The organism is Bacillus cereus, assembly GCF_002564555.1.
Lineage (GTDB): Bacteria > Bacillota > Bacilli > Bacillales > Bacillaceae_G > Bacillus_A > Bacillus_A cereus_K.
Map to the genome: position 1 here is coordinate 14,934 of NZ_NUVD01000103.1, position 15,633 is coordinate 30,566.

Here is a 15,633-nt window from a genome sequence, read left to right on the forward strand (position 1 = left end):
TTCAAAAACTATTTACAATTTCATGTGTTTTATTACATACTGATTACAAGAAAAAACACCTGCTCATGAGCAGGCGTTTTTAAAGGATTTCATCTGGGTTTTGAGGGTAATGATTTCCCTCTTTCTTTTCATCTTTTTTGAACATCGATTGAATTTTATCAATTGTTTGTGGAGCTAATTCAATCATTTTTTCCGCTAAATGTGTCGCATTTTGTAAATGAAGAATATTTACCCCATCTTTATTCACTACAAGAAATGCTACTGGTGTAATAGAAACACCGCCCGCGCTACCGCCACCAAATGCAGGGGTACCGTTCCCTCTTTGTCCATCATTCGTTTGGAAATCAGAACCTCCTGCTCCAAAACCGAATGCTACTTTAGAAACCGTTAACACTACACCACCGTCAGCCGTTTGAACAGGCTCTCCAACAATCGTATTTACATCGACCATTTCTTTCAAATTTTCCATTGCTGCTTTCATTAACCCTTGAATTGGATGATCCACCGTTCATAACCTCCTTTGTCATATCTTTCCTAGTTTTTCCGAAAGTTTGTGAACTAAACATAAATTTTTTATATTGATTTCAAAAAACTTAAGTTGTAATATTCAGAAAAATAAAAAGATGTCAATTCGTTTTATGATGCGAAATTTAACAAAGAAGAATCAGAAAAAATGTTAAGGCAAGCTATCGAAACAAATACAGGACGTACATATTATATTGAAAAAGATGGTGCAATCATCGCATCCGCCTCTACTTCTGCTGAAAACCCATTAATCGGCTTCTATTTTGCTATTCCAGCTTAAACTATTTTCTCACTTCAAAGTCATAATTACCTGTCTTTCAACAAACCCAAACTCTTCATACATCTCTTTCGCAAAGTTACCAGCAAATACATTCAAACGAATTTCTGAATACTTCTCCTTCAAATCCTTAATCCCAGCTTCCATAAGCTCTCGCGATAATCCTCTCCCGCGACATTCCGGGAAAACGTACAGCTCATATATAAATCCCAGCTTTTCACGAGAAAAATAGTCTGTATTTTCCCCTATTAATATCCATCCCATTATTTTATTTTCTTCTTTAATGACTAAATAATATGCTCCCTTTTCTACTAACGGCTTTGTGATTTCAATTGCTTTTTCCGTACTTAACTGACAACTCCCTTTCGTTCCTTCGAAAAGTGATTGAGCTGAATATTTTAATATTTCATTTGTATCTTCTTGGTTTGCCTTTATTATCATTTTTCACACTTCCCCTTGAATAGTAGGCATTATTATCGCTCGTTCAAGATCCTCCGCTTCCATAACAATTGCCATTAATCCATTTTCTGTACTCGTTTCATGCAACTCTCCCTTCTCCCAAAACACAGCTTGTCCCGCTTCCACCTTCACTTTTTCTTTATTTGCCCCACATACATATCCTTCGCCGTCCACAATAAGAAGCAGTTGCGATACAACTGCTTCATGATATCCAATTATTCCATTCTCTCGTAAATGCATAACACCGATACGTACATTCCCTTGATGGTTTAATATTTTCGACATGATGAAATTAGATTGAAATACTGATATGTGCTTTCCCACTTTTTCACTAAAATCAAGTATTTTCATTTCTAGTCCTCCTTATATGTATAAAACCATCCTTACCGTTTGCATCAAATGCCCTTCAAAATCTTCTTCAAATTGCTCTAATTCGGCAAAACCTTTCGCTTCATAAAAACGTTTTCCTTTTTCATTTGCTGCTTCTACATGTATGTACAGTTTCCGAATCCCTTTTAATGTCTTAATGCCTCTTTGTAATAAAGCACTTCCTATTCCTTTTCCTTGCTGATCTGGCAACATATAAATCGCACCTAATTCTGCTTCATTTTGTAGTCTAACAGGTGAAAAATTCGCAAACCCTATTACTTCCCCCTCTTCTTCCGCAACGAATAAATGTGTATTTTCAAGACGATATTTCATTTTTTCATCAGAATATGCCTCGTCTAAAAAACTATCTTGAATCTCTCTCGGAATAATGCCTTCATATGTATCATGCCAAGCTATTTTCGCTACTGATTGTACAGCATGTATATCTTCTTCATTCATTTCTCTAATTACATATGTCATCTCGATGTCTCCATTCTCTTTAAATTATATTCTGCTAATATACTAGAAGAAATGGCAGAACCATTTTCATAATTCACCTTAATTAATTTTAACTTCTCAATTGAAGCTGTTGTAACATCAAATTTTTCATACATATACTCCATTACATTTACAAACTGACTTGAATTTAACCCAATAGCAATCGTGCAATGCGGAACCCATTTTCCCGGTACGTAATATGAATTTAAATTATCATGAAAAATTTTAAAATAATCATGATAGGAGTGATGAAGTTTTAATAATTCATCGGTAATGGTCGGCGCTAGAAAGATTGTTTCGCTAATGGGAAACGTTCCAACAGAAGGAAAAGTTACTGAAGCAATGTTCTCTTGAGTAACTACAAAATCCTTTAATTTTTCAGTATATACATTTACATCTAACTCATTATAATCTGCTAATGTAATATGGGGTTCAACTCCAGCTAATTGATTTGATCCTACTATATTTGCTAGTTCATTTTGCAATTCTCTAATTTCATTTGTAAACACTCTATCAAATGTAGCAATAATCGCGTACACGCTTCCTCACCCCTTCGTTACACATAGCGCTTCCCATTCTTCACGGATCATTCCCATTCGAATAGAATCATAGTATGTCCCGTTATAATATCGACACTTGCGCATTCTACCTTCTAGTTTCATTCCTATTTTCTCCGCTACTTTCATCATTCGCTCATTTCCAGACCAAGTCGTGAGCCCAACTCTACCAATCTCCATATTTTCAAATAGTAAGTTCCTATATAATGTTAATGCCTCTGTACCGTAGCCACCATTCCAATATGTTGGGTCATAAATAACAATCCCCATCTCCAACCAACGCGTCGGTTTATGCTCCCAATAAAATCCGACTGTCCCTATAATTTGACCATTATTTTCTATAATTAAATTTGACAACGGTTCTTCTTGTAAACGAATTTGCATCTTTTCTTTATAGGACGAGTATTCTTGCATTGAAAACGGAAAATACGGTGCGTCCCATTTTTTCCATTCTGGATTTTCTTCTTTAAATAGGATACTCCATAATGTTTTTATATCTGATTCTTCAATTGTACGAATTGTAACTTTGTTCCCCTTTAATACAACGTTTTGCATAATTCCCTCCTACAGTACTCTTTATTTCATATATAATTATAATATTTTTTCAGAAAAATCAAAACAAATATCATTTATTATATTGTATAATTTTGTTATAAGATACCTATTATTCATGTAGAAAGCAGGTGATACGTTGCATAAGCGATTTAGCATCGGTATTTTCATTACTACTATTACGACAAATATTATTCTCTATTTCTTCTTACCATCAAGCTTTGTAACGAAATGGGACTTTAACGGAACTCCCACATCAACAATGGATAAAAGCACTTTTGTTATCGTAAATATAATTATATGCTCTTTTTTATTCTTTCTATTTTTATCATTATCTAAAGCGATGAGTAACCAGAAATTTCTCCTGTGGACCGGCAATACCATTTTACTATTCTTATTTTTTGTCGATATTGTACTTGCCCTCATTGCTCTTGGCTTCTCACTTCCACTTGATCATCTAATATTTTTAGCATTAGGTTTATTGTTTATTTTAATAGGCTATTTCAGTTCCAAAATTGATACGACTAAATCAACTGTTTCATTGGAATGGAATCATAAGCATCTTGAAAAAAGAGCTTCAAATATTTGTAGTATTTCAATGATGATAGCAGGTATTTTTTTGGCGATACTTCCGTTTATCGTTTCTGTCCCTTATAGAGGTTATGGCATACTAGCAATTATTATAGGAATGATTCTTGTCATTCTGCCGAGTACAATTTTTTTGTTTATTAAAGACAGCAAACAATCTACTAATATAAAAAGGTAATAAAAAATAGGAGGTAACCACCCTCCTATTTCAGCTCAATATATCGCTTTGCTTCTTATTCATCTCCAGCAAAATCCCTTTCTCTATCCAACCCTCTACGCCATCTTTTTTGATTAAATCATATCCTGAACAGCTTCCATCAATGAGAGAAACAATATCCCCTTTTCTAACGCTTATTTGCGCACAAGAAATATCGGTTTTCACTGTGTATTCACCTGACTCAAGTTGCTTAATATACTCATTTTTCACAGTGAGTAACTTATTTGTTTCCTTTTGCTTGCATATTGTGTAATCTTGCATCTTCTCAATAGGCTCTATGTAATAATACGGATATGTCACTCCGCCCTGCATTTTTGAATCCGCATTAAAATCTGCCATCACTTCATACTCCGTAAAATAATCTACATATGGATAAGAAAACGTATCACCCGTGGTTGTCCTCTGAATGATAAATGCATTTAATTGTCCTGCCTCTTTAATCGCATTTCCCCCATCAATTGCAATAATTTTTTTCTCCTTATCAATAACTGGATTGTTAGATGGTGCCTCATCTGAATAGTTCACAACAGGCCAATGACCAACTACCACATACTTATCTGCTTTATGTGATTTATTATAAAACTCCGGCATTGCAATCGCATTTTTTCGTTCTGTTTCTTTCCAATCTGCTCTATCTTCAAGTCCAGCATGTACAAATATATAATCGTCTGTTTCAATCGCTGTTGGCAACTCCGTTAGCCAATTTATCTCGTTTGAAAATTGACTCATCAACACTTCTTTCACTTCACGAATAGAAGTATCTTCATGAATAGAAAAATGCAATCGCTCTAACCATTCATTAAAAATCGAATGCTTTCTCGAGCATAAATAATTAATGAGACCAGGATTTTCATTTAGAAGAGCATCAACTAAAACTTCGCAATTTCCTTCAACAACATGAACATTTGAATTGCTTTTCACAAGATTCATGACATAGTTTACTACGCCAGTGCTATCTCTTCCTTTCTCACAAAGATCTCCATTAATAATTAAATAATCTTCATCTTCAAAGTTAACTTTTTGTAGTAATTCTTTTAAAAGATGTAATTCCCCATGAATATCAGATATTACGATGACTCTAACACCATTAGGAATGGATAGTTTCTTTATTTTCTCCAAGTATAAACGCTCCTAACTTTTCTTTATTATTTATAGAAACGATTCAACAAAATTAATTATAAACCTTTCTAAATGAAATAGGTTCTATATATTATGTCATATAGAACCTATCCTTCTTTATAATTTTTTATGAAAAGAATAACTTACTTTATCATACCCTTCCCTTTCATAAAAACGGTGGGCATCCAATCTAGGAAATGCTGATGTAAGAGCGATAGACTCACACCCATTCTCTATTCCCCAATCCTCTATATAAGAAAGTAAAACATTCCCATACCCTTTTGATCGATGCGCTTCTGCTGTTACTAAATCATAAACAAACACATGTTTTTTATTATAAAAATTTGTACAAACCGTTACACCAGCAAGGCTAACAACTTCTCCAATTTCATCGTATAAAGAGAATAATTTATAATTCTCTTCCTTCATTTTTCGAAATAAAAAGCTTGCTTCCTCTTTTGAAAGCTTCGTTCGTAATTGCTGTAAAACAGGCAATACTTCATGTAATTGTTCTTCTGTTACTACTTCTTTAACATTCATTATACTCTCCCCTAACTATTTATATAATTTTCTAAATGTTATATCATTATTATAAGAATCATCTACCCTTCACTTAAGTGACAGTTTAATTATTTTTTATAAGGCCAGCTTAAAAGGAGAGTTTTTTAAAATGGATTTTACTATCCCATTGCAATTAGAAAGTAATACACCTATTTACTTACAAATTTACGAATATATAAAATATGAAATTATACAAGGAACTATTTCTGTTGGCACGCGTCTTCCCTCACATAGAAGCTTAGCGTCACAACTTAATATTAGCCGCATTACTGTTGAATCAGCTTATCAACAATTACTAGCTGAAGGTTATGTAGAAAGTAAACCAAAACGTGGCGTTTTTGTTGCAAATGTTGATATTGACGTTATCCCAAATAAAAACTTAAATGTCGCAAAAGAAACTAGTAATTTAATAGTTGAGCAATTTGAATATGATTGTAGCCAAGGCCTCATTGATCAAAATGCCTTTCCGATTACAAATTGGAAACGAGCATTACAAGAGGCAATATTAAAATACGAAAATACTTTATTCGCTAAAGAAGACCCACAAGGTGAATTCATTCTTCGAGAGCATATAGCAACATATTTATATCATGCACGCGGTGTACATTCTTCACCTGATCAAATCGTGATCGGTGCCGGAACGCAGCCACTTCTTTGGCTACTCCTTCAACTGCTTGGTCCTACAAAAGAGTACGGCATTGAAAACCCTGGATTTCACCGTATACATGCAATCGTTAAAAGCTGTGATCGACACATTCATCCCATTCCATTAGATGAAAAAGGGATTCATATTCCTAGCTTATACAATACAAGTTCCAATGTCGCATACGTTACACCCTCACACCAATTCCCACTTGGAATGATTATGCCTTTATCTAAAAGATTGGAATTGTTAAAGTGGGCCAATGATTGTGATGGATACATTATTGAAGATGACTATGACGGAGAGTTTCGCTACACTGGTAAGCCAATCCCGTCTTTACAAAGTCTTGACTCAAATGAACGTGTTATTTATATGGGGACTTTCTCAAAATCTTTCTTACCTTCTTTACGAATGGGATATGTTGTTTTACCATCACACCTTTTAAAAACATATCAGGATTTGCACGGTATTTTTAAACAAACAGTCTCTACTATACAACAACTTGCATTCGCTCACTTTATACAAAGTGGAAATTGGGAACGTCACATTAACCGGAGTCGTACATTATACAAAAGAAAACATCATACATTAGTAAAATCCATAATGAAAGAAATGGGTACTAACGTTCAAATTCTTGGCGAGCAATCAGGACTTCATATCGTTCTACGCGTCCATAACAGTATGAATGAAGAAGAACTTATTGCATCTGCTAAAAAACAAAGTATTAAATTATATCCGCTTTCCCCATATGATTTTGTAACGGATTTGCGTAAGGAATCCTACATATTACTCGGTTTTGGTAGTATTCTGGAAAATAAAATTGAAACGGTAGTTAAATTATTGAAGAGCGCTTGGTTCCCTAGTTAAACTAGAATTTGCTAACAGTGCGTTTAACTTGTAATACATTAACAATTCAACAAAACAAAAAGAAGGCTGTTCCAAAATAGCTTTTTGGACAACCTTCTTCTTGTTATTCACCTGACCGTGAAGCCCTTCCCGGACGCTTAACACCCGTTGTTTCTGTTGAATAGGAAGCTTCAATTATAGCGGTTGGATCTACAGAGAGAACGAGATCTTTCATTTTCGGATAAATGAAACGGTTTGTAATACAATAAATGATTCTCTTGTGCTCTCCTAAAAAACCACCTTCTCCATGTAGATACGTAACAGATAACTGCAATTCTTTCATAAGTAGATCGCCTATTTCTTTATTCTTACCAGAAATAATCATGACGCTCTTTCCTTGATTAATACCATCTAATATGAAATCAATCATCTTCGTAACAATATAGAAAATTGCTAAAGAGAACATCGCTTGTTCGATTGAAAATAAAATGGCAACAAAGATGAAAATAATCGCATTTACAGCAAGTAAAAATGTGCTAATTGGTACTTTAAAATGTTTGTTCATCCAAACAGCTAACATTTCTGATCCATCAATCGCTCCGCCCATCTTTACGACAATCCCAACACCAATTCCAAACAACACTCCACCATAAAGTACAATTAATAGTTCAGAAGTTGTAATTGCCGGAAATGGTTTTAAATAAATCAATCCGAGCGTTGTAACTACATTCGCATACGATGTACGGATAAAAAACTTCTTCCCCATTACTTTTGCAGTAAATAGTAAAATAGGAATATTAAGTCCTAAAAACACTCCATAAAGCGGTAATCCTGCAACTTTATTTGCCATAATAGCAATAGCCGTTACCCCGCCGTCTACTAGTCCATTAGGCGCTAAAATAAGCTCTAGTGAACCCGCTACAATAATTGAGCCAATTGTTAATAATACGTATTCAAATAATTTTTTCATTCATTACCCCCAAAACTTATATATTTACTTAGTATTATTTTAACGTACTTTTACTACTTATACAAAGATATCCGTTTATATACACAAAAATTTCACCTTTACGATAATCTTTTTAAGCCTAATACAAGAAACACACTTACATATTACAATAAGTACGACTTCAATTTTAAATATTTCATCGACCGCCTTATTAGGTCCACCAGCATTTCGAAACGACTAACCAACTTTACGACTATTTCTCCTTACACTTCACATCATCTGTTATATAATGAATTTATAGAATTTACAGATAAAAAAGGAGTTCTTTCATGTTACAACAATTATTCACTTCACCTATTTTATCCATCCGAGCTTTACACCCAGGCTATGAAGATCATGCCTTTAAAACTGGTTACGAAACAATTATGCCTATTCCTCATCTTGAAGAATGTAGACAGCCTTATCGCTATTTGTACCGACTGTTATCTGTTCAAGGTAATGTGAAATTAAAGAAATGGTTACGTCACCCATCCTATTTTTAAATACGAATGAGAGGGATTATGAAATGGATATTCAGAAAAAGAGTTCTTTAACAGAAAATGAAATCCAACAAATGAAGGATTTCGCTTTTATTTGTGGACAACATGATCAAATCGACTATTCAACAGACTTGCATACTGATTTTTTAATGAATCGAAATGAAAATCAAACGAACGATTTCAATGTATATAATGAGACTCAACTAATTGGTGTATTAAGTATGTATGATTTTGAAAGACCAACAAAGTTAGAGTTAATAGGCTTTGTGCACCCCCATTTTAGAAAACAACAAATAGGAACGAACCTTTTACAAACTGCAATGAAAGAAATTTCAAAAAGGGAAGTAGATGAAGTCCTACTTATCATTAATGGTAATTCTACTTCTGGGAAATCATTTGCAAATCAAATGAAATTACCTTATCTATATAGCGAGTATGGCATGGAGTTCAAATCAAAAGAAATCAAAAAAACAACGAAAAATAATATACAGCTTTCTCTTGCATCTTCAACAGCACTTCTTGAGCTTATTGAAATTTCTAGTAAAGCTTTTGGAGATTCAGTAGAAAATACGGCCACATGGTTACATAAGATGTTGAATTCATCTTCTCATCAAGTTTTCTACGCTCATATCGATGGTAAAACATTCGGTACAATTACTGTTAATCAACAAAAAGATTTTGCGACACTATCAGGGTTTGCCGTTCATCCTTCTTACCAAGGAAAAGGCTATGGCAAAGAAATTTTAAACGATATAGTTTATATCCTCCTTGCAAAAGGAATATCCACAATTGAATTAGAAGTCGAAACGAAAAACAGTAACGCTTTAAAACTTTATACACAGTGCGGCTTTGAGATTACAAAAAAGCATGATTATTATGACTTATTACACAAAAAATAATTTTTCAAGCTATTTTTATTTACTGAACGTTTCATATAAAAAAACTGAATCATTACGATTCAGTTTTTTCTTAATATATTTACAACAGCAGTTGTTTCATTGTTTTCTTTATATACACGTGGAATTCTTCTATCTAGCATACACGTAACTTCATAATTAATTGTACCTAACATGTCAGCTACTTCTTCTACCGCAATCTCTTCCTCACCTTGTTTACCGTAAAATACTACTTCATCTCCAACATGTACTGGCATTGCTTTCGAAACATCTAGCATAAGTTGATCCATGCAAACTCGGCCGATAACAGGTACTCGAACCCCGTTAATTAACGCATAGCCTTTATTTGATAACTGACGATTATAGCCATCTGCATAGCCGATTGGTACAGTCGCAATCCATTCTTCACCAGTTGTTACATACGTATTCCCATAACTTACACCGCGATTCTTCTTCGCATGTTTAATATGAGCTATTTTTGATTTTAAAGACAATGCAGGCTGTAAGGATACAACTGTATGATCTACTTCTTTCGAAGGATACATACCATACACTCCAATGCCTACACGAACCATATTTTGAAATGTATTACTTAATTCCATTGATCCTGCACTATTTGAACTATGAATATATGGTATTTGAATCCCTAATTCTTTTGCCATATTTACAGCATTCTCAAATAAACTTGTTTGGTTATTCGTATATGTTTTATCGATTTCATCTGCCGTAGAGTAATGCGTAAACATTCCTACTACCTCTACATATTCCATACGGTTTAATTCTTCTAAAAACGGCTTAACTTCTTCTTCTTGTAAACCGATACGGCTCATTCCTGTATCAATCTTTACTTGAATGCGTGCTTTTTTTTGAAGACGTTGTGCAATTTCATTTATGCCTTGTAAATCTTCTATTCTATAGACAGTCATCATAACGTCATATTGAATTGCAGATTCAACAGCTGCAACTGATGTATAACCTAATATTAAAATTGGCACAGTGATTCCAGCTTCTCTTAATTCGATTGCTTCATCAACAAATGCGACAGCAAGTTGGTTCACCCCTGCTTCAATAGCCGATTTCGCAACTTCAACTGCCCCATGGCCATACCCATTCGCTTTTACAGCAGCCATCATCGCAATATTTTCATCGTTCACATGGTTTTTAAATTCTTTTACATTATGTTTTACAGCATTTAAGTCAACTTCAACAATTGTATCTCTTCCATATTTCAAACTCATTGGTCTAACTCCTAACTCAATAATTGCATTCCATTCTATTTCACGTTTCATATGACCTTTTACAATATAATACTTTTCCATATGCTAGTCAAACTACTAGAATTTTCGGAATTTTGAGTATGATATAATACCCTTAAGAAACTATTATATATGGAGATGAGGAGAATTACAATGTTTGTACAATTTGTATTACATCAACTTAAAGTTGCTGTTGATACTTATATTCATATGCTTAACCAATATAGTGAAGGCGATTTAAAAATACAACCAATTCACTCGAAGCGATCCATATTTGAAATGTGTGCACACCTTTCTCTTATTTGTCATGCTGATTTACTTATATTAAACGGTATTACGGAAAAAGAGTTACATACCTTTTATATAGAACAAACACCAGAAACAGTTAGTCACATACAGCAAACGATGCTTCAAGGATACGATTTACTTTCTAAAACTTTTTTATCCTATTCCAATGAAGAATTAGCGGAAATTAAGACTGCTTATTGGGGTATTTCTTATTCTAGGTTCGAATGGTTGCTTGAAATTGTTGCCCACGTCTATCATCATCGCGGGCAAATTCATATTTTATTATGTGAGCACGTTAAAGATCCTAACATACCTTTATTTCAATAAAGGTATGTTAGACGACATTAAACTTCTCTAAGGCAAATAATATGCCACCTTCACTTGATTTCTTTGTAACGTAATCCGCTTTTTTCTTTAACTCTTCTTTACCATTCTCCATCGCAATCCCTAATCCTACATACTGCAACATCTCAATATCATTTCCACCGTCACCAAAAGCAATTGCTTCTGATTTACAAATATTTAAATGCTCCAATACCTTTTGAATAGCCGTTAATTTTGATACTTTATTATCTTCCAATACATTCATAACATAACCATGAAAACGTTCAAACGTAAGCGTTGGATATCTTTCAAAAAATTTTTGAGCTTCTATTTCATCTGCATACAGACATAAACAATAGACCTCTTCTGACAAACTCCTGCTTTTTTCCGGATACTTTCCTAAATTTAACGTCTCGTTAAGCGCTTGAATTACACGCTCATTATCCGAAGCCATTCCGTTCATTACAAAATCCTCTGTGAAATAAGAAATACCATGACCATGTAATTCAGCAAACCCCGAGATATCATGTACGATTTCACTAGAAAGTACTGATTTATGTATAACTGTTTCCTCACACTTGATATGTGCACCATTTGCAGAAATAAACGTATTTATGCCTAGCTCTTTAAATTGTGAACATAAACTATATGGCCTTCCTGTTGTAACTACTACGTGAATCCCTTTCTCTATTAACCTTTGTATCACTTCTTTCGTACTTTCGTGCATACTTCTATCAATCTCGCTTAAAAGAGTGCCGTCAACATCAAAAAATACAACTTTGTACATATCCACTTACACTCCATCCAAGTGATTTGTATCATTAATAAAATGAATTATTTTCTGTTTATCCGTAATTTCAATTAAACTAATCCCCGTATCCCCCATTTTAAAATAATAGTCCATTGAAATTGGCATATGGAAAAACGCACGTAAAATACTATTTATTACACCACCGTGTGCAACAATTGCAATTCGATCATATGTATTCTCTGTTACAATTTTAGAAAAGATTCCTTCTATTCTCATTCTAAATTCGATAAATGACTCACCATTTTCAAAACGATCATGAAGAAACTTCGGCTCAGGGTATTTCTTCGCTTCTTCAAATGACAGACCTGCTTGTACCCCATTATTGAACTCCATTAATTCCTCTTCTAATTGAATTGGACACCCGATTCCTTCTGCTAATGTTTCACCAGTTTCGCGAGCACGTTTTAATGTACTTGCCCAAATGAAATCTGGTGCAAAATCCTTTTTCACTTTCTGTACAAGTCTTTTCACTTGCTGTCTTCCCTTTTCTGTTAATTCAAAGTCCGCCCGCCCTTCATGTACATGTAAAATATCAGCCTCTGATTCTCCGTGACGTATTAGTAGTATTTGCATACTTCTCCAGCTCCTTTGTTTATTTTTTCAAAAAATTCTATTATATCATATTTAAAGATTTACAAAATAAAAAGGAACGGTTTCCCGTCCCTTACCCATTCACTTTCTCTGCATCATTCCAATAATACTTACTAAATGCCTCCGTTAACACATCAATTGTGTTATATAACTCATCTAACGTATTGTCGATACCACCTACTTCAATTAGCATTGCATTTTTAGATAAATCCTGGTTATAAACGCCATTTCCATCTTTTTTATACTTTGGAAAAATACCTCTACTTAATCCATAATAATTTTCATCTAAATAACTATTGATTGCTCTTGCAATTTTTTCATTTTCAGCACGACCTTCATTTTCCATCCCAATTATAAAATATAATCTTGCATACGATTTCCCGTTAATTACTTTTGTTGTTACCTTCTTCCGCTGATCATCACGGTGTATATCAATCGGAAACGCAATTTTATTATTTTGTGCTAATGCTTCTTTTACATATTCATGAGATGCTTTATACGACTGATACCATACCCATTTTTTACTTGCTAGTAAATCACCCATATTCGTTTTATCATGAGTTACTGGAATTCCTTGTTCTTCAAGTTGCTCCTTCATCCGTTTCCCTAGTAAGGACACATTTACATCTGAACTAGATGGATCGGTTGCCCCTGGTAATAACGGAAGGAAGGATTCCCAACTATGTGTATGGTAAATATATACTGCACTTTCACCTTTTTTCGTTCCGTTCTTTTTCTGCACCGGATTATTTTTTTCCGCTTCTGTAACTTTGTCTTTTGCTACTTCCCGCTCTTTCGTTACTTCTTCAATCGGTACACTTGATTCATTTGGGATATTCGTAAAGTTTGTCCCTTCCCCAGCTACGATAATGTTAGAATAATACTTTGACATACCAGGCACTTCTTTACCGACAAATGTTCTGAAATCTTTTATTTTCAAATCCGTCGCAATAGAGAACATTAAATTCCCAACTGACTCCCGTTTATTTTGCTTAAAATAATCAAATCCGTAATAATGATTCTCACTTTCTATCATTTGAACAAAACCTTGCATCGATACTTTTCCAAACCATTGATTCGCGTAATTCGATTTCATTGTATGTAAAAGAGACGTCAAAATTGACGCAATAATAATTACTACTAGTGCATATAAAAAGAGTAATGAGATTATTTTTTTCCCTTGTATACGAGTGGCATACTTTTTCACTGTATCACCTTCTTTATACATGGATATGTACAAGCCTTTCTTAATATACGTACAAAAAAAGAGAAATGGCACCCCATTTCTCTTCATCATTCTTATTGTTCTTTTCCTGCATCATTTGAAGGTAATTTCTTCACTTGTTTTTCTTTAAAGATTTCACCAATTGCTCCAAGTGTACCCAGCGTCTCAATCGCATTAGATGGTATAAAGACTTTATTTGCTGGTCCTTTCGCAACCTCAATCAATGATTCAAATGATTTATAAGCAAGTATACGTTCATCTAAATTTGCTTCACGAAGTAATTCAATTCGGTTTTGTTCTGCTTTTGCGATTTCTTCAATCGCTCTTGCTTCCCCTTGCGCTTCTAATTCTTTTGCTTCTTTTAAACCTTCAGCTTCTCGAATACGTGCTTCTTTATCCCCTTCAGCCATTAAAATTTTACTTTGCTTTTCCCCTTCAGCACGAAGGACTTTATCTTGTTTTGCAGCTTCAGCCTCTAAAATAATCGCACGTTTATTACGTTCTGCTTTCATTTGTTTTTCCATTGATGCTTGCACATCTTTTGGCGGGTTAATGTCTACTACTTCAACACGTTCAATGCGAACGCCCCATTTCTCTGTTGCTTCATCAAGCGCTAAGCGAATTTCTGTTGAAATTTTTTCACGACCAGATAATGTTTCATCAAGTTCCATCTTACCAATAATTTGGCGCATCGTTGCAGAAGTAATATTACGAACACCATATTCATAGTTAGAAATACCATATGTCGCAAGTTCTGGTTCAACAATTTGATAGAAAATAATTGTATCAATTTCTACTTGTACATTATCTTTCGTAATTACCTTTTGTGGTGGTACATTCGTTTGTTGAATACGTAAGTCATGATATACACGAACGCGATCTACAATCGGGATTAAGATATTTAATCCTGGATGCATAATACGTTGAAACTTACCAAATCTTTCAATGACCCCAACTTTTTGCTGAGGAATAATTTTAATTGTTAACGCGACAAATGTAACAACAATTAGTGCAAAAATAATCGTTAACGTTAATGCTACTGCCATATTTATTCACTCTCCTTTTTCACTTGTATTATAGTACTATGCCTCTTTATAACAACGACTTTCTCTCCAGCGTCAATAGGAGCATCTGCAATAGCTGTCCAAGTATCTCCATCTACTTTCACAATACCGTTCGCTTCACTTGTAATCGCTTGCATAACAATTCCTTTTTTACCGACAAGCATATCCACTGTATCAGTAAAACCTTTTGCTTCTCGAAAGTTTTTTGAAATTCTTTTCGTAAAGAACGTCAATGTTAAACTTACAATCCCACCAATAACAACTTGTAAAAATAATGCATCAGGAGCAAACAAAGCAATAAGACCTCCGACAACAGCCCCAATTCCAAGCCAGAGCATGTAAAACGTAATCGACAACATTTCCGCGATAAATAAAATACCTGCTATTATAAACCAAATTACCCAAGCAGCCATATACAACCCTCACTTTCTTTCTCATTTTCTATATGTATATGAAGAAAAGAATGGTTTATCCGCCCT

The 15,633-nt window shown here is 34.1% G+C and carries 21 protein-coding genes; 6 read left to right on the plus strand and 15 right to left on the minus strand.

Translation table 11 applies throughout. The features are described from left to right. Window positions 1-79: 79 nt before the first annotated feature. Entirely contained in the window at window positions 80-505 is a 426-nt protein-coding gene (ytfJ, locus tag COI75_RS22920) for a GerW family sporulation protein (protein ID WP_000349995.1), read from the minus strand. Window positions 506-673: 168 nt separating this feature from the next. On the opposite strand from ytfJ, the gene COI75_RS27465 reads away from it, so the two are divergent. Next, window positions 674-805 (plus strand): hypothetical protein, encoded by a 132-nt coding sequence (locus tag COI75_RS27465; protein WP_255265694.1) that lies wholly within the window; start codon window positions 674-676, stop codon window positions 803-805. A gap of 9 nt (window positions 806-814) precedes the next feature. Here COI75_RS27465 and COI75_RS22925 read toward each other — a convergent pair whose 3' ends face one another. Genes COI75_RS22925 through COI75_RS22945 form a run of 5 tightly spaced genes read right to left on the minus strand, consistent with a single transcriptional unit; the run spans window position 815 to window position 3,240 of the window. After that, window positions 815-1,243, minus strand: coding sequence for a GNAT family N-acetyltransferase (locus COI75_RS22925; RefSeq protein WP_000584246.1), 429 nt, complete (start codon window positions 1,241-1,243; stop codon window positions 815-817). A gap of 3 nt (window positions 1,244-1,246) precedes the next feature. Next, on the minus strand, window positions 1,247-1,612 hold the full coding sequence (locus COI75_RS22930; RefSeq protein ID WP_000696098.1) for a hypothetical protein: 366 nt from the start codon (window positions 1,610-1,612) through the stop codon (window positions 1,247-1,249). 12 nt (window positions 1,613-1,624) lie between these two features. Next, window positions 1,625-2,110, minus strand: coding sequence for a GNAT family N-acetyltransferase (locus COI75_RS22935; RefSeq protein WP_000222836.1), 486 nt, complete (start codon window positions 2,108-2,110; stop codon window positions 1,625-1,627). Beyond that, window positions 2,107-2,667, minus strand: a complete 561-nt coding sequence (locus COI75_RS22940) for a 2'-5' RNA ligase family protein (protein WP_000270866.1) — start codon at window positions 2,665-2,667, stop codon at window positions 2,107-2,109. Before COI75_RS22940 ends, COI75_RS22935 begins: the two co-directional genes overlap by 4 nt. A 6-nt stretch (window positions 2,668-2,673) precedes the next feature. Continuing rightward, on the minus strand, window positions 2,674-3,240 hold the full coding sequence (locus tag COI75_RS22945) for a GNAT family N-acetyltransferase (RefSeq protein ID WP_001181862.1): 567 nt from the start codon (window positions 3,238-3,240) through the stop codon (window positions 2,674-2,676). A gap of 136 nt (window positions 3,241-3,376) precedes the next feature. Between COI75_RS22945 and COI75_RS22950 the strand changes: the two genes are divergently transcribed. Next, complete coding sequence (locus COI75_RS22950; RefSeq protein ID WP_000549535.1) at window positions 3,377-4,003, plus strand: DUF1648 domain-containing protein; 627 nt, start codon at window positions 3,377-3,379, stop codon at window positions 4,001-4,003. 30 nt (window positions 4,004-4,033) lie between these two features. Here COI75_RS22950 and COI75_RS22955 read toward each other — a convergent pair whose 3' ends face one another. Beyond that, window positions 4,034-5,161, minus strand: coding sequence for a metallophosphoesterase (locus COI75_RS22955; RefSeq protein WP_000411333.1), 1,128 nt, complete (start codon window positions 5,159-5,161; stop codon window positions 4,034-4,036). Window positions 5,162-5,278: 117 nt separating this feature from the next. Continuing rightward, window positions 5,279-5,701, minus strand: coding sequence for a GNAT family N-acetyltransferase (locus COI75_RS22960; protein WP_001101113.1), 423 nt, complete (start codon window positions 5,699-5,701; stop codon window positions 5,279-5,281). 130 nt (window positions 5,702-5,831) lie between these two features. Here COI75_RS22960 and COI75_RS22965 point away from each other — a divergent pair, with 130 nt between their 5' ends. Further along, window positions 5,832-7,232 carry a MocR-like pyridoxine biosynthesis transcription factor PdxR gene (locus COI75_RS22965; protein WP_000348008.1) on the plus strand — a complete coding sequence of 467 codons (1,401 nt, stop codon included), beginning with the start codon at window positions 5,832-5,834 and terminating at the stop codon, window positions 7,230-7,232. 103 nt (window positions 7,233-7,335) lie between these two features. On the opposite strand, the gene COI75_RS22970 is transcribed toward COI75_RS22965, so the two are convergent. After that, entirely contained in the window at window positions 7,336-8,181 is an 846-nt protein-coding gene (locus COI75_RS22970; RefSeq protein WP_000732299.1) for a YitT family protein, read from the minus strand. A gap of 308 nt (window positions 8,182-8,489) precedes the next feature. On the opposite strand from COI75_RS22970, the gene COI75_RS22975 reads away from it, so the two are divergent. Beyond that, on the plus strand, window positions 8,490-8,702 hold the full coding sequence (locus COI75_RS22975; RefSeq protein ID WP_098448655.1) for a hypothetical protein: 213 nt from the start codon (window positions 8,490-8,492) through the stop codon (window positions 8,700-8,702). Beyond that, on the plus strand, window positions 8,675-9,598 hold the full coding sequence (locus COI75_RS22980; protein ID WP_170958512.1) for a GNAT family N-acetyltransferase: 924 nt from the start codon (window positions 8,675-8,677) through the stop codon (window positions 9,596-9,598). The genes COI75_RS22975 and COI75_RS22980 overlap by 28 nt, the downstream gene beginning before the upstream one ends. A 59-nt stretch (window positions 9,599-9,657) precedes the next feature. Here the strand turns inward: COI75_RS22980 and alr are convergent, their stop codons facing one another. Next, entirely contained in the window at window positions 9,658-10,833 is a 1,176-nt protein-coding gene (gene alr, locus COI75_RS22985; protein WP_033657170.1) for an alanine racemase, read from the minus strand. 171 nt (window positions 10,834-11,004) lie between these two features. On the opposite strand from alr, the gene COI75_RS22990 reads away from it, so the two are divergent. Beyond that, window positions 11,005-11,466: a DinB family protein gene (locus COI75_RS22990; RefSeq protein ID WP_000497981.1), complete on the plus strand. Its 462-nt coding sequence runs from the start codon at window positions 11,005-11,007 to the stop codon at window positions 11,464-11,466. A gap of 7 nt (window positions 11,467-11,473) precedes the next feature. Here COI75_RS22990 and COI75_RS22995 read toward each other — a convergent pair whose 3' ends face one another. From COI75_RS22995 to COI75_RS23015, 5 genes are all read right to left on the minus strand, one after another. Continuing rightward, window positions 11,474-12,250 carry a Cof-type HAD-IIB family hydrolase gene (locus COI75_RS22995; RefSeq protein ID WP_098448658.1) on the minus strand — a complete coding sequence of 259 codons (777 nt, stop codon included), beginning with the start codon at window positions 12,248-12,250 and terminating at the stop codon, window positions 11,474-11,476. 6 nt (window positions 12,251-12,256) lie between these two features. Then, entirely contained in the window at window positions 12,257-12,847 is a 591-nt protein-coding gene (locus COI75_RS23000) for a histidine phosphatase family protein (protein WP_001166444.1), read from the minus strand. Window positions 12,848-12,938: 91 nt separating this feature from the next. Then, window positions 12,939-14,162, minus strand: a complete 1,224-nt coding sequence (spoIIP, locus tag COI75_RS23005) for a stage II sporulation protein P (protein WP_000977901.1) — start codon at window positions 14,160-14,162, stop codon at window positions 12,939-12,941. A 2-nt stretch (window positions 14,163-14,164) separates the two neighbouring features. Then, complete coding sequence (locus tag COI75_RS23010) at window positions 14,165-15,136, minus strand: SPFH domain-containing protein (RefSeq protein ID WP_000257393.1); 972 nt, start codon at window positions 15,134-15,136, stop codon at window positions 14,165-14,167. Between the two features lie 2 nt (window positions 15,137-15,138). Next, entirely contained in the window at window positions 15,139-15,567 is a 429-nt protein-coding gene (locus tag COI75_RS23015) for an NfeD family protein (RefSeq protein WP_000741970.1), read from the minus strand. Between the last annotated feature and the right edge of the window lie 66 nt (window positions 15,568-15,633).